The organism is Chitinophaga sp. G7 BAM 1005 (assembly GCF_057126945.1).
In genome coordinates, this window is record NZ_CP181478.1 from 7,314,289 (window position 1) to 7,338,587 (window position 24,299).

Genomic DNA, 24,299 nt, shown 5'->3' on the forward strand with positions numbered 1-24,299 from the left:
GTTTACATCCCTGTTTTTGATGCGATTGTTACATTTACTTCAAGTTCTTTTGGCGACAGGAAAGCAATTTTCTGATAGGTAGTCATCCGAACCTGCCTGTTTTGCTGGTAGTGCAGATCCTGCCGGAATTCATACACCAAATTACTGGTGTAAGAGTGGATGTTTACCTGTTGTATGTTGCCATGTTTATCCAGTTCGAGGGTTATTTCCGAAGGATTGGTTTGTTTTCCTTTGGATTTATAGATCAGTGATCTTCTTCCGGAAAACGGATCATACAAACCGGAGGTATCATATTCGTCCCTGAGAGATGGTTTATTAAGGTCTGCATCTGTGAAGGGCCTTAACAGATCGTGTACCGTGGCGCTGTCGCTGCCGGGAATACTGATGGTGTCTGTTTTGCCGTTGAGCGTCACGGATTTATGTAGTATAAAGCCGCCTGTGCGTATATGGACATCCTCCTGGCTGAAGTACTCCGGCAGTTTCATGAACTTATCGGGCGTATTGTTTTTTGATGGTTTATTTGCCAGGTTACAGGCCATTAAGCCAATCATGGTAAACAAAGCTGTTGCTTGCCTGTATTTTTTCATGTTGCAAAATTAATACTTAAATACGGGTCATAAAAAATGCGCCGTAAAAACGGCGCATCGATGCATGAGCAAATCTGTCGAGAGCACTAAAAATATGTAAATCAGCGTGTTGAGCTGATATTTTTCGTGGGTAACGCTTGTTAAACGGAGGTGATAAACTAAATGTTACAGGGGTGAATAAATAAACCGGGGAAAATGGGGGGATCGCCTTCGGCGATTTTAAATTGTCTTGGTTCAGGATTACACTGATTATACTGATTCCACTGATTTGATTACGTTTGATTTTAAAAAGATTAAGGGAGATATAAGCGGATATATTCGCTCTTATCTCCCTTAATCTTTTAATCTAAATTCCAGAAAATCAAATCAGTGGAATCAGTATAATCAGTGTAATCCTGAACCAAGACAATTTAAAATCGCCGAAGGCGATCCCTCCGCACTTACACCAGCAGGTTGCCGGTCATTTCTTTCGGAATCTCCAATCCCATGAAATGCAGGATGGTGGGCGCAATGTCACCCAGTTTACCGTCTTTTACCGGGCCTCTGAAATCTTTATTGATAATAAAGAAAGGCACCAGGTTCAGTGAGTGAGCGGTATTGGGAGAACCATCCGGGTTGATCATGAAGTCGGCATTACCATGATCGGCAGTCAGGAAAACGGTATAATCGCTTGCAAGGGCAGCTGTTACTACGCGTTCCACGCAATGGTCTACTGTTTCAACCGCCTTAATTACTGCTTCAAATACGCCGGTATGTCCTACCATGTCAGCGTTGGCGAAGTTGAGCACTACGAAATCAGCGGATTTAGCCTGCAGTTCCGGAACAATGAGGTCTGCCAGTTCATTGGCGCTCATTTCTGGTTTCAGGTCGTAGGTGGCAACTTTTGGAGATGCCGCCATTAGCCTGCGTTCTCCTTCAAATTCTTTTTCCCGTCCGCCGGAGAAGAAGAAGGATACGTGTGGATATTTTTCGGTTTCGGCTATACGGATCTGTGTGCAGTGGTCTTTTGCCAGTACTTCACCCAGGGTCATGTTCAGATTATCGTTTTCGAAGATGACATGTACATTTTTATAGGTACGGTCGTAATCTGTCATGGTGGTGTAGTAGATATCCAGCGGTTTCATACCGAAATCCGGGATGGCTTCCTGTGTAAGCACCTGCGAAATTTCGCGGCAGCGGTCTGTCCGGAAATTGAAGCAAAGCACAGCGTCGCCCTCCTGGATGGTGGCAATGGCTTTATGCTGATCATCGGTTACGATGATAGGTTTAATGAATTCGTCTGTAACGCCTTCTGCATAGGATGCTTTCACGGCGGTGAAAAGATCCTGGGTAGGTGTGCCGATACCGTTTACCAGGGCGTCGTAGGCCAGCTTTACCCTTTCCCAGCGTTTATCGCGGTCCATTGCATAATAGCGTCCGGTAACCGAAGCGATTTTGCCGGTGGTTTTTTCCAGGTGGGCGGAAAGATCTTCCAGGAAGCCTAATCCGCTTTTCGGGTCGGTATCGCGGCCATCGGTGAAGGCGTGGATGTATACTTTTTCAAGTCCGTGTGCCTGGGCGATGGTGGCGAGTGCTTTTACGTGTTCAAGATGAGAGTGAACGCCACCGTCGCTTACGAGGCCAATCAGGTGAAGGGCTTTATTATTGTTTTTAGCATGTGCAAGGGTGTCGAGCAGGATCTGGTTACGGGCCATTTCGCCATCGCGGATGGCTACATTGATCCTTTGCAGTTCCTGGTATACGATTCTGCCGGCGCCGATGTTCAGGTGACCTACTTCAGAGTTGCCCATTTGTCCGTCGGGAAGACCAACTGCTTCCCCGCAGGTGATAAGGTGGCTATGCGGGTATTGCTTGTATAAACTGCTTACAAAAGGGGTTTTTGCATGTGCAATGGCATCGGCTGTAGGAACTTTACCTTCGCCCCATCCGTCCATAATTACGAGAATGGCTCTTTTCTTTTCCATATCCTATCTGGTTATAGTTTTAATATAAATTCACTCGAGAGGGTGAAAGTACTTATAAAGGGTTTAAATATTTTACAAAAATAAAGCTTCCGGGAAAAATAAATGCTACCGGCTTCTCCATATAGATTTCGTATTCTAATTATTCAAAATGAAACACATATTATCTTACTGTTATTGCTTACGGCTTAAGAGCTACCACGATAATGTGATTTTGTTGATTTGCAGGGTGTTTGGCATAGTTTTCGCTTTTAATTTGAGTTGGAGAAAATCACATTTTTAATAAAAAAACTGACAATGAAGAAGCTATTGATGGTGCTGGGGATTATGTTGTTGGGAGGTGCTTTTACAACACTAAAACTATCAGCCAGGTCAATTGAAATCACTGTTGCCGGCCCGTTCGATGATGTGGTGGCAGCACTCAAGAAAGGCGATGTAAGCGGTTTAGCCAGTTACCTCGATAATAACGTAGAGATCAATATAGCCGGAAAATCAAATTCTTACAGTAAGGCACAGGCCGAAATAATTCTGAAAGATTTCTTTTCGAAGAACCAGGTTAAATCATTTGAACTGGTGCATCAGGGCGGGAATAATTCCCGTTTTGGTATTGGCAACATGACTACCGGCAGCGGTAATTACCGGGTTTCTTTTTTCCTGCAGAAGAAAGGAGGAACAATGGTATTGAACGAACTTAGATTTGAGAATAAATAAAGATGCTAACATAAATTAGTTGAAAAACCATAGTGCCCCGCAATTTATTTGCGGGGCACTTTTTATTTTTGAGCTATCTTTCGCGCTTAGAAGCAAAGCACTGATCTTTGCGTGAACACCAGATAATACAATCAATTATGTTAGATGAAGCAGCGCTGAATGCGTTTATCAGAAGCGCACTGGCAGAAGATATCGGAAGCGGAGACCACTCCACGATGGCTTGTATTCCTCCTACCGCCAAAGGGAAAGCGGTGCTGAAAATTAAAGAAGATGGTATCCTGGCCGGAATGGAAGTGGCGGAAGCCATTTTTAAATGGCTGGATATGTTTACTGTTTTTATACCCCATAAAAAAGATGGCGACCCCATGAAGGCCGGCGAAACAGCTTTTGAAGTGGAAGCCGCCGTACATACCCTGTTGATGGGTGAAAGGCTGGTACTGAACTGTATGCAGCGAATGAGCGGCATCGCCACCTTAACGCACCGGTACGTGGAAAAACTGAAAGGATATCATACCCGCATACTCGATACCCGTAAAACTACTCCCAACTTCAGGATGCTGGAAAAAGAAGCCGTTCGCATAGGTGGCGGTGTTAATCACCGGATGGGATTGTATGATATGGTGATGCTGAAAGATAATCATATTGATTTTTCCGGTGGCATTACTGCTGCGGTTACAAATACTGTTGCGTACCTGAAAGAGCGTAACCTGCCCCTCGAAATTGAAGTGGAAACACGTAACCTCAACGACGTGAAAGAAGTGCTGGCCATAGGCCAGGTAGACAGGATTATGCTGGACAACTTTGCTCCCGCAGATATTGTTAAAGCACTTGCGTTGATTAACGGACGTTTTGAAACGGAAGCCTCCGGCGGCATCACAATAGATACCCTTGAGGAATATGCAAAAACAGGAGTAGACTATATTTCTGTAGGCGCTATCATACACCATGCGGTGAGCCTGGATCTGAGCCTGAAAGCGATTATATTATAAAACAGTTTTTTTGAAGAAGATTCTATTTATCATCAACCGCAAAGCGGGCACTGACCGTGAAAAACGACTGGAAAGCGCTATCAGCCGGCATCTGCCTGCCGATCAGTATGAGGTAAGCACTGCCTACCTGGCCTATCTTGGCCACGGTGCCGATCTGGCCAGGGAGGCTGTGAGCAACGGCGTAGATACCGTGGTGGCAGTAGGCGGCGATGGTTCTATCAATGAAATAGCACAGGGACTTGTAGGAAGCAGCACCGCAATGGCCATCCTGCCGTTAGGCAGTGGCAACGGCCTTGCGCGTGCGCTGAAAATTCCGCTGGATGTGAATAAAGCGTTGAGGCTTGTTGTTGCCAATAAACAACGCGCCATCGATGTAGGCTACGCTAATGAACACCTGTTTCTCAGCAATGCCGGCGTAGGATTTGATGCGCTTATTGCAGAACAGTTCCGGCATAATACCAAACGTGGTTTATCCGGTTATGCGAAACTGGTGCTGAAAAGCTTTAACAGCTATGAACCGGCAGAATACAGGATCGATATAGATGGGGAAGTGTTGCAAACAAAAGCATTTCTTTTAACGGTAGCCAATGGCAACCAGTTTGGCTATGAATTTAAACTGGCTCCCAAAGCCAGTGTTTTCGATGGACAACTCGATCTTTGCGTAATGCCGCCGGTAGGCATTCTGAGCCTGTTACCCGTAAGCATTTTTTCCCTGATGGGCAACATTGATCAAACAAGATACCTGAAACATTATACCGGCAAGGATATTACCATCAGCAGCAGCGCATTGCAATATTTGCAGGTAGATGGCGACGCCGTACCACTCACGGAAAACGGTGTGGTACGCATCCGTATTCAAACAGAGGCAATCAATTTAGTGGTAAACGAATAACCTTTAAATATTTTAGAGAGATGTCGAAAAAGAAAAATACACCAGGCAATGGAATTGTGTATTCCACCGATCCAAACTTCTCATTGGAACCGGAGCGGGAAGAAGTAACGGAAACGCTTGCCCCCGCAGAACAGATACTGAGAGTAACATTAGATAAAAAACAACGCGCCGGTAAAGTAGTTACCCTCATCACCGGTTTTGTTGGTAAAGTAGAAGATATTGAGAAGCTGGGTAAAGAACTCAAAACGAAATGCGGCACCGGCGGTAGCGTGAAAGACGGTGAGATCCTGATCCAGGGAGATTATAAGGAGAAAGTAGTGAAATGGCTGCTGGATTGGGGGTATAAGCGTACTAAGTAATGCAGACCGCCGAAGGCGGTCCCCCTACCTGTTCACCAGTTTCATTCCTCCTTCTGTATATCTTGTTCCGGCGATAGCGTTACTGCGTAAAATGCCATCGATGGCTGCCAGGTCATCTGCAGATAAATTCACTTCTGCAGCAGCGGCATTTTCCTGTAAATATTTTCTGCGTTTTGTTCCCGGAATAGGCACTATATCTTCGCCCTGTGCCAGCAGCCATGCGAGTGATAACTGTGCGGCGGTAATCCCTTTTTCTTTGGCAAAAGCTGCCAGTGCATTTACTGTTTGTAAATTCTGCTCAAAATTTTCTCCCTGGAAACGGGGCAGATTTCTGCGGAAGTCGCCATCTTTCAAAGCATCTCGGCTATTGATAGCGCCGGTGGAAAGGCCTCTTCCCAGCGGGCTGTAAGCCACCAGGGTAATGCCCAGTTCACGGGTAGTGGTCAAAATGCCATCTTCCACATCGCGGGTAAACAGGGAGTATTCTGTTTGCAGCGCGGCGATAGGATGTACTGCACAGGCTCTTTTGATAGAGTCCACACTGGCTTCGGATAGTCCGAGATAGCGCACCTTACCTTCTTTTACCAGCTGGGCCATAGCACCTACTGTTTCTTCCACGGGGATAGTTTCATCTATCCGGTGGGTGTAATAAAGGTCAATCACATCTACCTTCAGTCTTTTCAAACTGGCTTCCACTGCCTGTTTCATATATTCCGGAGAACCATCAAAATAGTTGGTACCATCTTCTCTGAATCTGAATCCGAATTTGGTGGCGAGGAAAACCTTATCTCTTTTAGTTGCAAGTATTTTTGACAACAGGATTTCGTTGGCGCCCTGACCATACATATCTGCGGTATCCCAGAAGTTAATGCCCAGCTCGAGTGCCAGCTCCAGGGTGGCGAGTGATTCCGTTTCATTAAAATCCTGTGCGGTGCCGTAGGCATACGACATACCCATGCAACCCAGTCCTATTGCGGAAATTGTTTCACCTGTTTTACCTAGTTTTCTGTACTGCATATTGTTAAAATTTTTATTAGTGATACAAATGTACGTGCAGATACAGGCGCGGAATTGTAAAAAGCAAACTATTAATTGTAAATATCAAAGCATTACTGCGCCCGGTAGAGATGCGGAGAAACGCCGCTGTGATTTTTAAAGAAGTGCGTAAAGTTACCTGGATCTTCAAATCCCAGGCACCAGGCAATTTCAGCAATCTGCCAGTCGGTGTGCATGAGCAGCAGGCGTGCTTCCAGCAGCATTCTTTGCCGGATATGTTCGCTCACGGTGCGGCCGGTGGCCTGTTTCACACTCGCATTCAGATGATTGGGATGTGTATTTAATACCAGGGCAAACTCTTTGGCCGTTTTCAATGACAACTGATTATGGGTAAATTCAATCGGAAACTGTTTTTCGAGTTTGTCGGTAAAGCGGTGTGCGAGCGCCTGTGCAGCTGTTAACTGCCGTTTGGGTTCGTTCACCTGGGTAGATAAGCGTTTCCCTTCCAGCATCAGCAATTTCAGGTAAATAAGGATGGCTTCCTGTTTGAAGGCGGCATTCTCCCTGTATTCTTTTACCAGTTGTCTGAAAATGGATTGCAGATAATCGACCTGTTCATTTGTTAAGGTGAACACGGCCTTCGCTCCCAGCTGCAGCAGCGGGTGTTGCAACAGGTTCTCCTGGTGATTGGGCTGTGATTCAAACAGCAGGTCAGTGAACAGGCAGTTGTAGCCTTCCTGTTCATCCGAGGTGGCGTGCCATGTTTTTAATTCATAAGGATTAATAAAAAGTAAGGTGGGGCTATCTATCTCGTAACGGTTATCGCCGAGGGTGAAGATACCGGAACCTTTGGTGAAGAAACTGATCTTATAATAGTCCCGCCTGCTGGCTCTCACTTCATCCGTGCAGGGGCAATCAGATCTTTCATGTATCGTAAAACTGCCATTTAACGGTGCTTTGGGAGTTACCTCCTTTTGCGTGTATAATAGCAGGTCGTCGCTAAATTCATTGAAAGTTCTGAACGTAATGGAGCTGTTTTTACTTGAAGGCATACACCAAATTTAAACAATTCTATGTTAAAATCTTTCGGCAGTTCTTCTGTGTATGTTAACTTTTATCAGAATGCGATGTGTGTAAATCCTTACTGGCAGGGGCTTGTTTTTATAAATGAAACGGTGTTGCAATTTCATTTTTGATTAATCAGAAAAAATTTCACAATTTGTTAACGCCTTTATCAACCAAAATCTTGTTATCATCAAGCCCTGATGATCGCTATGTAGAGCAGCCTGCCACATATGCCACCGAACAAGAAATTTTAAAATCTATAACGGAAATACATTGCAACATCAGCAGGTATTTCCGTTTTTTTTAATGATTAAAATTTTTTGTTAGTGCATATGATACATCCCGCTGCCGGACAACCAGGCTATCGCCGCACTTCTTTATGGTGGTTATTATCATTTATTATTATAAAGATGGTTTTCCAGTATGCCGTATTAAGCCCGTATTACGAGCTTCACCGGGATGAGTACCTTCACCTGGATATGGCCAATCACCTCGCAGCAGGATACTTATCGGTGCCTCCGCTTACTGCTTTCAATTCTTTACTGATACAATGGCTGGGCAATAATTTCTTTTGGGTAAAATTTTTTCCGGCGTTGTATGGTGCGCTCACAATGGTATTGGTGTGGAAGATGGTGGAAAAGCTGGGTGGCGGCTGGTTTGCGCAGGTATTGGCGGCGCTCGCATTTTTATGTTCAGGCTTGTCCCGCATGAACATCCTGTATCAGCCTAATTCTTTTGATATCCTGGCCTGGACGGCGCTGTTCTGGTACCTTATGCAGTTTCTGCAAACACAAAACAACAAATGGTTATTGTGGATGGGTGTTGTTACCGGCGTGGGGATACTTAACAAGTACAATATTATTTTCCTGGTACTCGGAATGGCGGGAGCCTTGTTGTTGTCGTCACACCGGAAAGTATTTTTTAATAAATACCTGTATGCAGGAATGGCGATAGCCGTAGTGATCATTTCCCCGAATATCACCTGGCAGATGCAGCATGGCATGCCGGTGTTGCATCATATGAAAGAGTTGAGTGAAAGTCAGTTGGTACATGTAAGCCGTATTTCTTTTCTGGGAGATCAGTTGAAGTTTTTTGTGGGCGGTGCTTTCATTGTGGTCGCAGCTGTTATCGGGTTAATTATTTCGCCGTTGTTCCGGACTTACAGGGTTATTATCGGTATTTACGCATTAACGATGCTGTTGTTTACCTACCTGCGTGCAAAAAGTTATTATTCTGTTGGTTTATACCCGGTGTTACTGGCGTTTGGCAGTGTATACTGGGAGCGGATTTTCACCCACGACTGGACACGTTACCTGCGGCTACTTTGGGTGGCCCTGATAGTAGTGCCGTTTGGGTTGCTGGTGAATGTTATTTTCCCGGTGATGAAACCTGTACAGATCCGTGAAAAGGCCGGCAAATTCCGGGCGCTGGGTTTGCTGCGCTGGGAAGACGGGCAGGATCATATCCTTCCCCAGGATTTTGCAGATATGCTGGGCTGGCGTGACCTGGCCGATATGTCGTGGCAAACCTGGCAGCAGGTACCGGAAGCGGAGAAGCCTTATACTTTGTTGATCTGCGACAACTACGGGGAGGCCGGCGCTTTAAATTATTATAACAAGGGAAGAAATATTCCGCTGGCCAATGCGCTGGATGCGGATTATGTTTTCTGGTTCAGGGAGATGGATACCATCCATTACATTGTTAAAATTGGTAAGAAGCCGGAAGGCGCCTACATGAAAATGATAGGCAGGTTGCAGCAAACCGGTGTTATGAAAGATACTTTGTCCAGGGAATACCTGTGGGGCGCGGGCGCCTGGTTGCTGTCGGACCTTTCACCGGAACTGCCGGCAGCGCTGAAGCAGGCTTTGCATGAAGAGCAAAGTGTTTATTCCCGTAAATAACTACTTATCGCGTAATAATAAACTCCACTTCTCCGAAGCCCAGTTGTAATATTTCTCCGTTTTTCTCCAGGCAAAGATGTCCATCCGGCAGTACATCGCGGATGACGCCCTCAAAAATTTCCCCGTCTTTGCGGTATAGCCCGGGTTGTTGCCAGCGGTATAGCCTGGAAGTATATTCAGCAAGCAGGGTTTCGTAATTGGCGGGTTGTAGTTGCCGGATCCTTTTATCGAGGAAAGTACATAATTCTTTGGCCAGGTCTGCCGCCTGGTGGGTTTTGCCGGTAATTTGCCGGAGGGAAACCGCATTGGGTAGCTCAGGGGGGAAAACCGCCTGGTTGATATTAAGCCCGATGCCGATAATGGCATATTGCCATATGTTTCCACGCAATACATTCTCAATCAGGATGCCGCCTGCCTTTCTGTCACGCCAATAAATATCGTTTGGCCATTTGATGATTGTTTCGTCGCCGGCATGGGAAGTGAAGAAATCGGTGGTCCCCAGGGCTACCGCCACGCTGAGCATAAACTGCCTTGAAAGCGGTAACATAGCCGGTTGAAGGGCAATTGTGAGGGCGCTGATGTCTCCGGGTTGAGCGAGCCATTGTTTCCCGCGGGTACCTTTTCCGGCTGTTTGGTTGCTGGTAAACCAGGCTGTGCCTGATGTCACCTGGCCGGAATTTACCTGCTGCATGGCATAGTTATTGGTGCTGTCTATCTCGTCTAATATATAAAACGGGTGTCCTATCACATGAATCTTTTTTAGTCTGTATCCGGCCCGAAAAGTAATTCATTTTATTATTTAATTAACATTTTCAGGCCTCCCGTGGCGGATATTAAACATCTTATATTACTGCTTGTTTAGTAACTTTGACAATTAAAGATTATTTTTAACAAAAACGAGATTTATTGGCACCCTTAACCGTTCTGAGCACGAGAAAGAAGGCGCAGCAACGCCTGACCAGAGAAAGTGAAATTTTTACCACCATCATAAAGGCCATACAGGATAAGAAGGGGGAGAATATCGTGTCCCTGGATCTACGCCAGATTCCTGAAGCCGTGGCCGATTTCTTTATAATATGTGAAGCCAATTCCGGCACCCAGGTGAAAGCCATTGCTGATTATGTGTCAGAGGAGGTGGAGAAGCATACTTCAGAGGAACCGTACAAACACGAAGGATTTGGTTCTCAAAACTGGGTTCTGGTTGATTATGTGAATGTAGTAGTACACATTTTCCAACCCGAAAACCGGAAGTTCTATAATCTGGAAGAAATGTGGAGCGACGCGGACAGGATGGACCACATAGAAGACTGAACAAAACAGTTGTTTTAGAATTTAATTATTCATATTATTCTGATTGCAATAAACATCCGTAAAGGAGCGTAAGATTATGGAAAAAGGAGGCAATAACTTCAACAAGGGTTCAGAGAAATCACCTAAGAAAGGACCGAAGTTCAATATATACTGGGTGTATGCCTTTATTGGCGTGGCCCTGCTCGCAATGAACTTTTTTGATTTGAGATCCCCAACCAAAGAAATCAGTTTCCAGGAATTTCAGATTGATTATCTGAAACCGGGAGATGTTGATAAGCTGGTTGTTGTAAATAAGAAATATGTAGAAGTCTACATAAAACATGACCATCTTAAAGAGGCCAAGTTTAAAGACGTTAACAAAAGTAAATTTGGCGGAGAGAACCCCGGTCCTCACTTCCGTTTTTCTATTGGTAGCGAAGAAAGTTTTAAAAAGGATATAGATAAAGCACAGGAAGGTGTGCCGGTGGAAAACCAGGTAAAGATCTCTTATGATGAGCGTCAGAGCTGGTTTGAACCTATCTTCCAGTTGTTGTTACCCATTATCCTGATCATTGGTTTGTGGATATTGCTGATGCGTAAAATGGGCGGCCCTGCCGGTGGTAGTGGAGGTCCCGGTGGCATCTTCAATATTGGTAAATCCAAAGCTACGCTGTTCGACAAAGGTACCCGTGTGAATATTACTTTCAACGATGTGGCCGGTTTGGACGAAGCGAAAGTAGAGGTAATGGAAATTGTGGATTTCCTGAAGAATCCTAAAAAATATACCGCCCTGGGAGGTAAAATTCCCAAAGGCGCCCTGCTGGTAGGCCCTCCGGGTACCGGTAAAACTCTCCTGGCAAAAGCGATGGCAGGTGAAGCACAGGTGCCTTTCTTCTCTATGTCGGGTTCCGACTTTGTGGAACTGTTTGTAGGGGTGGGCGCCAGCCGTGTACGTGACCTGTTTAAACAGGCCCGCGAAAAAGCACCATGTATCATCTTTATCGATGAAATTGATGCTATCGGTCGTGCAAGAGGCAAGAATGTAATGATGAGTAACGACGAACGTGAAAACACCCTGAACCAGTTACTGGTAGAAATGGATGGTTTCGGAACAGACAGCGGTATCATTATCCTGGCTGCTACCAACCGCCCCGATGTACTGGACAGCGCTTTACTGCGCCCGGGCCGTTTCGATCGTCAGATCTCTATCGATAAGCCGGATCTGGCCGGAAGAGAAACTATTTTTGAAGTGCATTTAAAGCCTATCAAAACTTCTCCCAACCTGGATGTGAAAAAACTGGCTTCCATGACGCCAGGCTTCGCCGGCGCTGATATTGCCAACGTATGTAACGAGGCGGCACTGATTGCTGCGCGTAAAGGCAAAACGCAGGTGGAAATGGACGACTTTAATGACGCGATTGATCGTGTAATTGGTGGGCTGGAAAAGAAAAACAAAATCATCTCTCCGGAAGAAAAAGAAGTCATTGCTTACCATGAAGCTGGTCACGCTATTTGCGGCTGGCACCTGGAACATGCTAACCCGCTGGTGAAAGTAACCATCGTTCCCCGTGGTGTAGCGGCGCTCGGCTATGCTCAATATCTTCCGAAGGAACAATACCTGTACAACACCGAACAGTTGCTCGATGATATCTGCATGACCCTCGGTGGCCGCGCAGTAGAGGAACTGGTTTTTGGTAAAATTTCCACCGGCGCACAAAACGACCTGCAGGTAATTACCCGTATGGCGTATGCAATGGTAACCGTGTACGGTATGAATGATAAAGTTGGTAACGTATCTTTCTACGATCCAAACAGCGATCAGTCATTTACCAAACCTTACTCAGAAGAAACATCCAAGATGATTGATGATGAAGTAAGAAAACTGATTGCCACCGCTTATATCAGAACTAAAAACCTGCTCACATCCAAAATGGATCAGGTGAAGATACTGGCGGAAGAACTGCTGAAAAAAGAAGTTTTATACCAGGCCGACCTGGAAAGATTGATCGGTAAACGTCCTTACGATACCCACAAAGAACACCAGCTGGGTAAAGAAGGCGCTCCTACTGAAGGAGTACATCCGTCAGATATCATCAATCCTTCTCCATCACCAGCTAATGCGTAAATAGTGATATGAAGATTTCTCCTGCTAAGGAAAATATTCTGAAGAGAGTACGGAATGCGTTAAGTCAGTCAGTACAGTTGCCCTTCCCGAATTCGGAGGGCAACTCGTCTGTTTTCAGAACCGAGAACGAGAGCCTGGAATTAAAGTTTGCAGAAGAATTTACCCGGTTGCAGGGAAAGTTTGTTTACTGTACAGGGAAAGGTGAGTTGATGGATAGCCTTCGTGCGCTTTGTGAACACAAAGAATGGCACAATGTGTTTTGTCAGACTCCTGCCCTGCTGAAAACAATTCACCAACAGGAATTACCAGCGCTGAACCAGGGCACTATGCACGAAGCAGATGCCGCCATCACGGATTGTGAATACCTGGTAGCCCGCACCGGAACATTAGTGCTGAGTTCCGCACAACCCAGTGGCAGGGCCTTACCGGTATATGCGCCTGTGCATATTGTGGTAGCCTATACGCACCAGTTAGTGTTTGACCTGAAGGATGCGCTTAATAAGCTGAAAGATAAATACGGTAACGATATCCCATCGGCAATATCCTTTGCAACAGGGCCCAGTCGTACCGCAGATATAGAGAAAACACTGGTAGTAGGGATTCATGGTCCCAAAGAAGTATACGTATTTTTAGTAGACGAATAAATAAATGGCTTTTAGTCTTTAGCTGTTAACTTTCAGTGCCTGGGCGATGTATCGTTTCTTTCACTGAAGGTTAACTGTTAAAAGCTAAAAGCTTCATAATTTTAAGAATGGATATTGCATTACCGGCCAATAAGAAAATATATTTTGCCTCCGATTTTCATCTTGGCGCTCCCAATCCTGCCGCCAGCAGGGAGCGCGAAAAGCTGCTCCTGCAATGGCTGGAGCAGGTGGAACCCGACGCGCAGCATATTTTCCTGGTAGGCGATATCTTTGATTTCTGGTTTGAATACAAACATGTTATTCCCAAAGGATATACCCGCATTTTAGGAAAGCTGGCAGCACTAAGCGACAAAGGGATCGGGATCTCTATTTTCATTGGTAACCATGATATGTGGATGGATGGATATTTTGAAGAAGAGCTCAATATCCCGGTGTACTATGAGCCGCAAACCTATACCATTGGCAATAAACGTTTTTATATCGGCCACGGTGATGGTTTGGGACCCGGCGATCACGGTTATAAGATGCTGAAAAAAGTTTTCAGGAACCCGTTTTGCCGCTGGATGTTTTCTGCTATCCACCCGGCATGGGGCATTGCCCTTGCCAATTATTTCAGCCGTAAAAGCCGTTCTGCCACCGGGCAGGAGCTGGAACACTTCCTGGGAGCGGAAAATGAGTGGCTGGCTATCTACAGTAAGGAAGTGCTGCAAAAAGAACATTTCGATTATTTTATCTACGGGCACCGGCATCTGCCCCTCGATATTCCATTATCCGATGGCAGCAGATATATCAACCTGGGTGATTGGCTGAATTATTTTTCTTATGCTGTGTTTGATGGGAATAAGGTAGACCTGAAGTTTTTTACAGAAGATGGAGCAAAGGCGGCCAGGCTGGGGCAGCAGATCAGGCATCCAGAATCTCATGTAAAATAGGTGGAGAATGCATCTCTGTAAAATCGGGTAAGTGCAGCCGAAAAAATTCCAGGTACGCATACAGCAATTTTCTTCGTCTTTCTTTATTCATCGTAATCGCCGCCAGGTGCTCTACTGCTGTGCATTGAAACAGCTGGTCTGTTAATTCGCTGCTGTGCGTGTCGAGGTGATTGGCATGATGTGGTGGCAAATCAGAGAAGGTACCTTCCTGTAAATCGAGGTAAGGGGTATATTCAGAAAATCTTCCATTAAGCCGGAAACCCAGGTGCTCCCCCATTTTTAGCGTAAAATATAAAGGCAGGTTTGCCACCACCGGCAGACCGGAGATGTCCAGCAGCTGCAGGATATTTTCTGTAAAGAAATAGAGATCGGTTTGTTGCTCCGGTTGTTTCAGGCATTTCTGCAGGAGTTCTATCATGTAAAGGGCTACCGTATTTTTCACCACATTCAGGTGTACGGAGTTATACAGATACCCCAGTTTGTATTCGGAAATACGCTGGAGGTTTTTGATTTCGTTGTGATATACCACCAGTTCCAGGATATTACCAGGTTGCAGCAGGTTTCCTTTGGCAGCTTTGGGTTTGGAAGAACGGGCGCCGTTCACAATATACGACTGCACCCCGAAGAGTTCAGTAAAGATACTCACGATCAGGCTGGTGTCGCCATACTTTACCGTGCGTAATACGATGCCGCGTGTTTTGTGAAGCAATTTTTCCTGGCTTTTGCTGTTAGCATTTAGTGAAAGAAACCGGGATGCAAGTTACACAAACGAAGGGATTGAACGGCTAAAAGCTAAAACCTAACAGCTGGCAGCTAAAAGGAGTCAGCTCATCGCGGTCTGTTAACAGCTAATAGCTATTTTAATTACCTTTACGCCCATTACTAAAAAGGGAATCCTTATGTGGCAACGTTTAGCAGGCTTTGTGCTAAAATATCGATTATTGCTTCTTGTTCTACTGCTTGCCGGTACCGGCGTGATGGGTTATTTTGCCAGTAAGGTACAAATGTCATACGAGTATGTGTCCAGTATACCTCACGATAACCAGAAGTTTCTTGAATTCCAGGAGTTCAAGAAGAAGTTTGGTGGAGATGGAAATGTGCTTATGCTCGCCGTACAAACGGATAAATTTTTCCAGGCAGATTTTTTCAAGGACTATGTTCAGCTGAACAGGGACATGAAGAATGTTTTTGCAGTGGAGAATATTATGAGTGTGCCGATGGCTATCAACCTGGTAAAGAACGACAGCACGCAGAAGCTGGAAGCCAATTTACTTTTCCAGGGTGATTTGACGAACCAGGTGGTAATTGATAGTTTATCCCGTGTTTTCAACACGCTTCTTTTTTACAGGGGGTTGCTATACAACCCGGATACCCATGCTTACCTCATGGCTATTTATGTAAACAAGGATGTGTTTAATTCCCCGAAACGTACGGCAGTAGTGGAAGAAATCACGAAGCTGGCCAATGCTTTCCAGGAGAAACAGCATACAGAAGTACATTTGAGTGGTTTGCCGCTTATTCGTACAGCTATGGCCGTTAAGGTAGCCGATGAGCTGAAGTTGTTCCTGAAAATATCTTTCCTGTTAACCGGTTTGATCCTGTTCCTGTTTTTCCGTTCATTTGGCGCCGTACTGATGTCGATGATCGTGGTGGCTATCGGCGTAATCTGGTCGGTGGGTACTATTGTACTGATGGGATATAAAATTACCTTACTTACCGGGATTATCCCTTCGCTGATAGTAGTAATAGGAATTCCCAACTGTGTATACTTCCTGAGTAAATACCATACGGAGTACGCGAAGGATGCCAATAAAACGCGGGCATTGGTGCATATGATACAGCGGATGGGGATAGTAACCCTGTTTACCAATCTTACGGCTGCCATTGGTTTTGGCGTGTTCTGTTTTACCAATAGTGCCCTTCTGAAAGAGTTTGGTGTAGTAGCAGGGTTGAATATCATGTTCATCTTCCTGATCTCTTTTATTTTCCTGCCCTCTGTTTTAAGTTATTTACCTGCGCCCAAGACCAAGCATACTACTTACCTGGATAACCGTTTCTTTGGGGCTATACTTGATTTTCTGACCACGCTGGTGTTTAAATACCGGCCGTGGGTATATGGGGTGACTGTTGCGTTGGTGATAGCTGCTATTGCAGGAATGGGGCGGTTGCAATCTGTAGGATATATGCTGGATGATATTCCGCATACTGATAAATTGTATACGGATCTGAAGTTCCTGGAAACGAATTTCAAAGGGGTGATGCCGCTGGAAATTGCGGTGGATACGAAAAAGAAGAATGGTGTGATCAACCTGCAAACGTTGAATAAGCTGGATGAGCTGACGCAGCTGATTGCTGCGCAACCTGATTTCGGTCGTCCGTTGTCGGTAGTGGAAGGGATTAAGTTTGCCAAACAGGCATATTATAATGGAGATAGCTCCAACTTTGCAGTGCCTAATCAGTTTGATCTGGGATTCCTGGCGCCTTACCTGCGGATGAAAGGCGGGAATACTGCCGGGCCGGCTTCTACTTTTTCCAAACTGGTTTCTTCCTTTATGGACAGCACCAGGCAGGTGGCCAGGTTGAGTGTGAATATGAAAGATGTTGGTTCGCAGAAACTGCCGGTATTGTTGGATTCGTTACAGCCTAAGGTAACCGCCATTTTTGATACGGCGCATTACAAGGTTACGTTTACCGGTACCAGTGTGATTTTCCAGGAAGGTACCCGGTTCATTATTAACGGGCTGATGGAGAGCGTTATCCTCGCTTTCGTGTTGATTATGATTTGTATGCTGTACCTGTTCCGTTCATGGAGGATGCTCATCATTTCATTGATTCCGAACGTGATTCCACTGGTGGTTACTGCCGGTGTGATGGGTTGGATAGGCGTTCCATTGAAACCATCTACGGTACTGGTATTTAGTGTGGCGCTTGGTATAGCCATTGACGTTACGATCCGTTTCCTGGTTAATTTTAAACAGGAGTTGCCTCGTCATGATTTAGATATCAGTGCTACGGTGAAGCAAACGATTCATGAAACAGGGTTGAGTATTATTTATACATCTGCCATCCTGTTTGCCGGGTTCATGATTTTCAGCTTTTCAGGATTTGGCGGCACGAAAGCATTGGGCTGGCTCACTTCCCTGACACTGGTGGTGGCAATGATTACGAATCTGACCATTTTGCCGGCTTTGCTGTTGTGGATGGAAAAGGCGTTGTTGAAGAAAGCGAAGAAGAAAGAGTTGTGGAAGCCGCTGGATGAGGAAGAAGATATTGACATAAAAGAATTGGGGATCAGCGATCAGGAATAGTTTATAAAGACATTAATATCAGGGCCACCGGGGCGGACAGGGCGTGTTTTTCATGCTTTCTGTTTGCCCCGGTGGCTTTTTAGTGTCAGGAAACCGCAGTGGGTGCTAAATATTTAGCTGGAATGGACAAAAAATGAAGCTGAAATGATCTAGTGGGCAGCATTCACGTACCCTTATAGCCGCTTGTAAAAAAAGGGGGGGTATTATAATGAAAAAGTATGAGGTTTAATACGCCATTCTAACCACATAGTTCATGAAAAATAAGTACTTAAAGGGCGCTCATTTATCCGAGCGCAAATTTAAGGAGATCCTGCGGCTGTTTGCCGATGATCTTACTGCGACCCAGATAGCGAATATCAGCGGTGTAAGCAGGGTAACTATTAACAGCTACCTGAAGAAGCTACGACACCAGATTGCGCGATATTGTGAAACGCAGCATCCTGTGCCCGTTCCCGTGTTAACGTACGAACCCCGGCAAAGTGACCTTACCTCCGACCACGACAGCGACACGCTGGTGGCGGTAAAGCCGGAAGTAGACCGGATTGTTAAGCCGGTAATCTTCGGCATCTGCAGATCCTCAGACAGGTTACACACCGAAATTCTCCCGGACGTAAGCCGGTCAATGATTCATGCGGCTACCCGCGGGCGTTCCGTATTGGAAACGCAGGTGGCTACAGAACGTTTGCGCCGGTTCAACGGGTTGGTAGATCTCGGTCAGTACCGTTTATACCGGCTGGGGCAAACTTCCGACACGCATCAGATGGATGATGTGGATGCTTTCTGGGGCTTAACCAAGCATCGCCTGGCTAAGTTCAAGGGGCTGAACCGGAACACTGCTTATTTACACCTGAAAGAGTGTGAATACCGGTTTAACCATCGCAATGATGATCTTTTTATGGTATTGCTGGAGTTGTTAAAAACATATCCACTTACTCTTTCCTGATAAAAACATTCGCCCTGCATTTATGCGGGGCAACTTTAATCTCGATTTAGATTTTGGTTGATGAGCACAGGCGGTATTCTTGCCGCTTGTTTCATTTTTATATCCTTATATATTATTTATGATAATTATATGTTAATGAGATGTTAAAAAAAGGTTATCTAAATGTTATCGGGAACTTTCCAAGCTTAACTTTTTGTTAAGAATTATTATATTTGAGGCTGGTTGAAAATTTGCTAAGGAAACTGCTTATGAGGAAGAAGTTGATTACTTCTGCTTGTAATTTATTGAATAAATTGCAAGAGAAGGGGTCAATTGTTTAATTTATGGTCAAATATCATTGTACCGTTTACCTGCTCCAGCTTTAAGTATCCAATCACAATTTCACCAACTGCTTATTTAACGGGAACCAATTGAATTAAGGCTTACGGGTCTTGATAATGAGGATTATTTTTTAAGGTTAAGGAAACAAAATCATGCTTATGAGGAAAGTACTATTTCTCCTCTTGTCCGTGCTATTTCTGGGCGGGCAGGTCTATGCGCAAAGCCGCACAGTAACAGGGAGAGTCACTGATGCCGCAGATGGCTCAGTTATTCCTGGCGCCAACATCCAGATTAAAGGCACCACAAAAGGAACCGTAACGAATCCCGAAGGGGCTTACACTATCCAGGTGGATGCCAATGCCACACTGATCGTATCATTTATTGGGTTTGAAGCAAAAGAGGTGCCGGTAGGTACTGCTGCCACTTTGAACGTAAAACTGAAAACAGATTCCAAAAGTCTGGATGAAGTAGTGGTAACAGGTTACACCGTGGAAAAGAAGGTCAACTCCACCATTGCCGCATCCAGCATCAATGGCACAAAGATCAACAACGTTGCATTGCCTGATGTAAACCAGATGCTGCAGGGTAACGCACCTGGTGTTGCGGTATCAACTAACTCCGGTCAGCCTGGTGCAAAAACGGAAGTACGTATCCGTGGTATCGGTTCTATTTCTGCGAGCAACAGCCCGCTGTATGTAGTAGATGGCGTAATAATTTCTTCCGGAGATTTTACCCAGAACACACCTTCCCAGGATGTAATCGCTAACCTGAACCCTGCCGACATTGAAAATGTGACTATCCTGAAAGATGCGTCTGCCACAGCATTGTACGGTTCCCGCGGTTCTAACGGTGTGGTGGTTATTACCACCAAAACCGGTAAAAAAGGCGTGAGCAGAATTAATTTCAATGCCAAATATGGTTTCCAGAACCTGTCGCATGGAATTGATATGATGAATTCTACTGAGCTGCTGGCGTATCAGCGTGAGGCTATGAAAAATGCGACCAAAAAAGACGGTACACCACTTTTCACCGCAGAACAGATCCTGGCTAATCGTCCGAACAGTCTCACAAATATTAACACCGACTGGATGGACGAAGCTTTCCGTACCGGTAAAACACAATCCTACGGGATCAACGCCAGCGGCGGAAATGATAAAACACAGTTCTATGCTTCCGGCGATTATTTCAAACAGCAGGGTATCCTGATTGGCTCTGATTTCAGCCGGTACAGTGGTCGTTTGAACGTGGATCATAAGTTCAACGAAAAATTTGACCTGAGCGTAAAAGTAAACGGCAGCTATACTGATCAGAGAAGTGCTAGTGCAGGTAACACCTACTCTTCACCGCTGATGGGCGCGCTGGCAAACTCTCCGTTTATCCCTTCCCGTGATGAGAACGGAAATCCTTATAACGGATATACTGCCGGTCAGCCAGGTACCACGTCCTGGGCTGGTTTTGCGGATATTCCCTCCTCTTACCGCCCGGTATTACGTGGTGGTAACTTCGTGAGCACTGTAAACAGCAACTATAACAGAAGCAATAATACCCAAACCGTTTTTAATGCTGCATTGGGCTATAACATTATTGACGGGTTACGTTTTGTAGTAAAAGGTAATGCAGAGTTGACCAACATCCGCGAAAAGCAATGGACATCTCCGGATTCCTATGATGGACGCAATTATGGTGGTTATCTGTATAATGTGAATACCAACATGGCGTTGTACACTACCCAGCAATTACTGACTTACAATTTCAATCTTGGTAAAGATCACAGTTTCCGTTTACTGGCAGGTAACGAATATTCCTTCCAGAACCGTGTGTGGAACTATGGCGCAAAGAATGGTTTCCCCAATGGTCAGGCACAGGTGCCGGACGCGGGTTCCCAGTACTTTGACATGGCCGGTGATGAAACATCTTACGCTTTCCAGGGCTTACTGGCGAAAGCAGATTATGACTATAAATCAAAGTACTTCTTAAGTGGTAGTTTCAGAAGAGACGGTTCTTCCCGTTTCCCTAAAGACAACCGCTATGGTAATTTCTACTCTGTTGGTGCTGCATGGCGTATTACAGAAGAAGAATTTACAAAAAACATCTCCTGGCTGAACGATCTGAAACTGCGTTCCAGCTATGGTATTATGGGTAATGCAGAAGGTTTGGGAGATTATCCTTATCAACCCCTGTATAGCCTCGTAGGCGCTTATGATGGCGGATCAGTTGCTTATCTGAAGCAACCAGGCAACATGGCGCTGAGCTGGGAAAAACAAAACCTGTATGATGTGGGATTGGATATCAGTGTACTGAAAAAACGTTTATACGGTAGCGTTGGATATTACGACAAACGCTCTTCCGCATTGCTGATGCAGCTGCCATTATCTATGACCAGCGGTTTTGATGTAATGACGATGAACGTGGGTAAGATGCTGAACCAGGGTTTTGAAGTAACAGTGGGTGGTATCCCGGTGTCTACCAGGAACTTCCAGTGGACTTCAGATTTGAACTTTGCTACCCTGAAAAACAGGATACTGTCTCTGGGTGGTCAGCAGTTTATTCCGGCGGGTTCCCGTCAGCGGATTGAAGTGGGTATGCCATTTGGTTCCTGGTATATGCCGGTTTGGACAGGTGTTGATCCTGCTACCGGTGCTGCTACCTGGGAAGGCGCCGACGGAAAACCAACTTCCGATTACAATTCAGCAGTTAGAAAATATGTTGGCCAGGCGCTGCCTAAAATCACGGGCGGTTTCACCAATAAATTCACCTATAAGGAATTCGACCTGTCTGTATTCATCACCTTCAGCGCAGGAAATAAAGCTTACAACTATAACCGTTCCTTCCTGGAAAGCGATGGTAACAATACCACCGGAAACCAGGCAAAAGATGCCGGCAGCCACTGGGAAAAACCAGGCGATATTGCCGACAGACCTAAAGTTATCTGGGGTAATGGTACCAACTCCAATGCTTCCTCTACCCGTTACCTGGAAGATATCTCCTATGTGCGGCTGAGAAACCTTTCATTGGGTTACAATCTTCCAAAAAGTACTTTGAGCAGATTGAAAATGCAGGGACTGAGAGTGTATGCGCAGGCAGAAAACTTATTCACGCTGACAGGATATAAAGGATGGGATCCGGATATGAGCACCAACCCGACTTCTCCGACCAGCACTGCATCTCCGGCCACTACAAATGCGGGAACTGATTTTTACCGTTATCCTACTTCAAGAGTGATCACGTTTGGTATCAGCGTGGGACTGTAATGAAGTAACATCAAAAATTTAAGTTAATTATGAAATATACAAAACTCTCCATATTAGCATTGGCTACGGCTGGTTTGTTTTCAGCCTGCTCCAAGCTGGATCAGAATCCGCAGTCCTCATTGAATGAAGGGGATGCAGTAAATGAAGGGAACGCACGTATTCTTGCAAACGGAATGTATGAGCGCATGCAGACGCTGGAATACTATGGCCGCGACTTCATGATCGTGTCTGACCTGGGTGCTAATGATATGAAGATTACTTCTCAGAACTCCAACAGGTTTATTACAGAATTCCAGTTGAATTATACACCGTTGCTGGCGCCGCAAACCAATACATTCCTGAATGCATACAGAGTGGTAAACCAGGCGAATGTACTGATTGATAAAATGCCTGAAACTGAAAAAACAAGTGCCATCCGTGGAGAAGCTTATTTTCTGCGTGCGCTGGCCAATTTCGATCTGGCCAGGAGGTACACAAGACCTTATACCAACGTAGCGGCAAAAATCAATGAGCCTAGTACCGGTATTACACTGGTAACAAAAGCAGTGGATGCTCCAGCAGATTATAAACCTGGTCGCAGTACGCTGGCAGAAACCTATGCGGCTATTATCAGCGATCTGAAAGTGGCGCAGCAAACTGCTCCTGCGGGTAAATCTGAAAACAGAAACGCAAATGTGTTTAATGCTACTAAGGATGCGGCAACTGCATTGCTGAGCCGTGCTTACCTATACAAGGGCGACTGGCAGCTGGCTATTGACGAAGCAGATAAACTGATCGGGAAGTACCCTTTATATGAAGCGTCTGAAGTGCCGAAAGCATTCAACCTGGATGCTGCCGGTTCAGAAGAAATCTTTTCCCTGCGTTTTCTGACACCAGATGGCGCCGGCGCCAATAACTTCGGTTATATGTATGTACCTGCTAAATTAGGTGGGTATGGAGACATCAGGCTCACAGATGGTTTTATGGAATTGCTGGACCCAAAGGATGTTCGTAATGAACTGGTTCAGAATCTTGATGGCAGTAACTACCTGATGAAATTTTCAGGCAATGAAGCCACAGGACAGGTGGGGCTTGTAAACGTAAAGATCCTGAGAATTAGTGAAGTGTTGCTGAATCGCGCAGAAGCTTATGCTGAGTTGGGTAACCTGCAGAAAGCAACGGATGATGTGAATATGCTGAGAGCTAAACGCGGGCTGGATCCGTTTACCGAAGTAGCCAATATCAAAGCTGAAATTATTAAGCAGAGAAGGCTGGAGCTGGTGGGTGAAGGTTTGGGTATGTCTGATCTGTTCCGTAAGAATGGACAGCGTAATATCAGAGATGCCAACGCACTGAGCACAAGGGTTACGGAGGCGAATGATTTCCGCGTAGCTTTCCCTATTCCGCAGGCCGAGATGGATGCAAATCCGAATATGGTACAGAACCCGGGTTATACCAATTAATATTGTTTGAAAGGTGCTTCCGTAGGGAGGCACTTTTTTATTTGGGCAAATGGCCACTGGATAAGAAAAAAAAGAACGGAATAATTCTCAAATGATTTATTTCAGGACGGATCAGGCGAAACAGGCTCTGGCTGCGGGAAGCATTGCGATATGTATATGATCAGACAGATAGCGTATATATTACTATACAATAACCGGCCGGTTTCTGGTGGGGCGCTTCTGAAAGAAAAATATAATTGAAAAATAATTAACTATATATTATATTTAAGTTAATTATTAATTTATGAATAAGATTTTCGGGTGAAGATGGCTGTTGGGATATATTCCGGAACATGTATTTAAAAAAAAGCCGGTTTTGCACTAGTATTTTTTAAATTTCCTATATTGCACTAGAATTTAAACAATATTTAACAAATACGTATCAGAATCTAAAACAGAATCTAAAGAACAAAATCTTAATTAATTGGTGCTTGTGTGGATTTAACCGCCATTTCAAATCTATACCGGAAACAGTTTCTGATATAGTTTAGGAAGAAAATAGAGGAGAGAAACTGGAATTTGCTTTGAGAAAAATACGAATAA

The 24,299-nt window shown here is 45.1% G+C and carries 19 protein-coding genes; 13 read left to right on the plus strand and 6 right to left on the minus strand.

What is annotated here, in order from left to right; all coding sequences use genetic code 11:
• Nucleotides 1-2: 2 nt before the first annotated feature.
• Nucleotides 3-587 carry a hypothetical protein gene (locus ACMXI2_RS29645; RefSeq protein WP_483779472.1) on the minus strand — a complete coding sequence of 195 codons (585 nt, stop codon included), beginning with the start codon at nt 585-587 and terminating at the stop codon, nt 3-5.
• Between the two features lie 440 nt (nt 588-1,027).
• Nucleotides 1,028-2,551 (minus strand): 2,3-bisphosphoglycerate-independent phosphoglycerate mutase, encoded by a 1,524-nt coding sequence (gpmI, locus tag ACMXI2_RS29650; protein WP_483779473.1) that lies wholly within the window; start codon nt 2,549-2,551, stop codon nt 1,028-1,030.
• Between the two features lie 294 nt (nt 2,552-2,845).
• Between gpmI and ACMXI2_RS29655 the strand changes: the two genes are divergently transcribed.
• The 4 genes from ACMXI2_RS29655 (at nt 2,846) to ACMXI2_RS29670 (ending at nt 5,499) form a co-directional block, all read left to right on the plus strand.
• Nucleotides 2,846-3,259 carry a DUF4783 domain-containing protein gene (locus ACMXI2_RS29655; RefSeq protein WP_483779474.1) on the plus strand — a complete coding sequence of 138 codons (414 nt, stop codon included), beginning with the start codon at nt 2,846-2,848 and terminating at the stop codon, nt 3,257-3,259.
• A gap of 137 nt (nt 3,260-3,396) precedes the next feature.
• A complete protein-coding gene (gene nadC, locus ACMXI2_RS29660; RefSeq protein ID WP_483779475.1) occupies nt 3,397-4,248 on the plus strand; it encodes a carboxylating nicotinate-nucleotide diphosphorylase in 852 nt (283 codons plus the stop codon).
• Between the two features lie 10 nt (nt 4,249-4,258).
• Nucleotides 4,259-5,140, plus strand: coding sequence for a diacylglycerol/lipid kinase family protein (locus ACMXI2_RS29665; RefSeq protein ID WP_483779476.1), 882 nt, complete (start codon nt 4,259-4,261; stop codon nt 5,138-5,140).
• 20 nt (nt 5,141-5,160) lie between these two features.
• Nucleotides 5,161-5,499, plus strand: a complete 339-nt coding sequence (locus ACMXI2_RS29670; protein ID WP_483779477.1) for a translation initiation factor — start codon at nt 5,161-5,163, stop codon at nt 5,497-5,499.
• Between the two features lie 24 nt (nt 5,500-5,523).
• Here the strand turns inward: ACMXI2_RS29670 and ACMXI2_RS29675 are convergent, their stop codons facing one another.
• Nucleotides 5,524-6,516, minus strand: coding sequence for an aldo/keto reductase (locus ACMXI2_RS29675; RefSeq protein WP_483779478.1), 993 nt, complete (start codon nt 6,514-6,516; stop codon nt 5,524-5,526).
• 92 nt (nt 6,517-6,608) lie between these two features.
• Nucleotides 6,609-7,547 carry an AraC family transcriptional regulator gene (locus tag ACMXI2_RS29680; RefSeq protein ID WP_483779479.1) on the minus strand — a complete coding sequence of 313 codons (939 nt, stop codon included), beginning with the start codon at nt 7,545-7,547 and terminating at the stop codon, nt 6,609-6,611.
• Between the two features lie 345 nt (nt 7,548-7,892).
• Between ACMXI2_RS29680 and ACMXI2_RS29685 the strand changes: the two genes are divergently transcribed.
• Nucleotides 7,893-9,461, plus strand: coding sequence for a glycosyltransferase family 39 protein (locus ACMXI2_RS29685; RefSeq protein WP_483779480.1), 1,569 nt, complete (start codon nt 7,893-7,895; stop codon nt 9,459-9,461).
• A gap of 4 nt (nt 9,462-9,465) precedes the next feature.
• Here the strand turns inward: ACMXI2_RS29685 and ACMXI2_RS29690 are convergent, their stop codons facing one another.
• Complete coding sequence (locus ACMXI2_RS29690) at nt 9,466-10,209, minus strand: biotin--[acetyl-CoA-carboxylase] ligase (protein ID WP_483779481.1); 744 nt, start codon at nt 10,207-10,209, stop codon at nt 9,466-9,468.
• Between the two features lie 158 nt (nt 10,210-10,367).
• Here ACMXI2_RS29690 and rsfS point away from each other — a divergent pair, with 158 nt between their 5' ends.
• From rsfS to ACMXI2_RS29710, 4 genes are all read left to right on the plus strand, one after another.
• Entirely contained in the window at nt 10,368-10,772 is a 405-nt protein-coding gene (gene rsfS / locus ACMXI2_RS29695; protein WP_483779482.1) for a ribosome silencing factor, read from the plus strand.
• A 76-nt stretch (nt 10,773-10,848) separates the two neighbouring features.
• Nucleotides 10,849-12,876: an ATP-dependent zinc metalloprotease FtsH gene (gene ftsH, locus ACMXI2_RS29700; protein ID WP_483779483.1), complete on the plus strand. Its 2,028-nt coding sequence runs from the start codon at nt 10,849-10,851 to the stop codon at nt 12,874-12,876.
• Between the two features lie 8 nt (nt 12,877-12,884).
• On the plus strand, nt 12,885-13,520 hold the full coding sequence (locus ACMXI2_RS29705) for a LutC/YkgG family protein (protein ID WP_483779484.1): 636 nt from the start codon (nt 12,885-12,887) through the stop codon (nt 13,518-13,520).
• A 107-nt stretch (nt 13,521-13,627) separates the two neighbouring features.
• Entirely contained in the window at nt 13,628-14,452 is an 825-nt protein-coding gene (locus tag ACMXI2_RS29710; protein ID WP_483779485.1) for a UDP-2,3-diacylglucosamine diphosphatase, read from the plus strand.
• Here the strand turns inward: ACMXI2_RS29710 and recO are convergent.
• Complete coding sequence (recO, locus tag ACMXI2_RS29715) at nt 14,424-15,161, minus strand: DNA repair protein RecO (RefSeq protein ID WP_483779486.1); 738 nt, start codon at nt 15,159-15,161, stop codon at nt 14,424-14,426. The genes ACMXI2_RS29710 and recO overlap by 29 nt on opposite strands.
• Before the next feature lie 190 nt (nt 15,162-15,351).
• Here recO and ACMXI2_RS29720 point away from each other — a divergent pair, with 190 nt between their 5' ends.
• The 4 genes from ACMXI2_RS29720 to ACMXI2_RS29735 all read left to right on the plus strand — a co-directional run bounded on the left by ACMXI2_RS29720 (nt 15,352) and on the right by ACMXI2_RS29735 (nt 23,717).
• Nucleotides 15,352-17,760, plus strand: coding sequence for an efflux RND transporter permease subunit (locus tag ACMXI2_RS29720; protein WP_483779487.1), 2,409 nt, complete (start codon nt 15,352-15,354; stop codon nt 17,758-17,760).
• A gap of 253 nt (nt 17,761-18,013) precedes the next feature.
• A complete protein-coding gene (locus ACMXI2_RS29725) occupies nt 18,014-18,703 on the plus strand; it encodes a hypothetical protein (protein WP_079469883.1) in 690 nt (229 codons plus the stop codon).
• Nucleotides 18,704-19,182: 479 nt separating this feature from the next.
• Nucleotides 19,183-22,275: a SusC/RagA family TonB-linked outer membrane protein gene (locus ACMXI2_RS29730; RefSeq protein WP_483779488.1), complete on the plus strand. Its 3,093-nt coding sequence runs from the start codon at nt 19,183-19,185 to the stop codon at nt 22,273-22,275.
• A gap of 29 nt (nt 22,276-22,304) precedes the next feature.
• Nucleotides 22,305-23,717 (plus strand): RagB/SusD family nutrient uptake outer membrane protein, encoded by a 1,413-nt coding sequence (locus ACMXI2_RS29735; RefSeq protein ID WP_483779489.1) that lies wholly within the window; start codon nt 22,305-22,307, stop codon nt 23,715-23,717.
• Nucleotides 23,718-24,299: the final 582 nt, after the last annotated feature.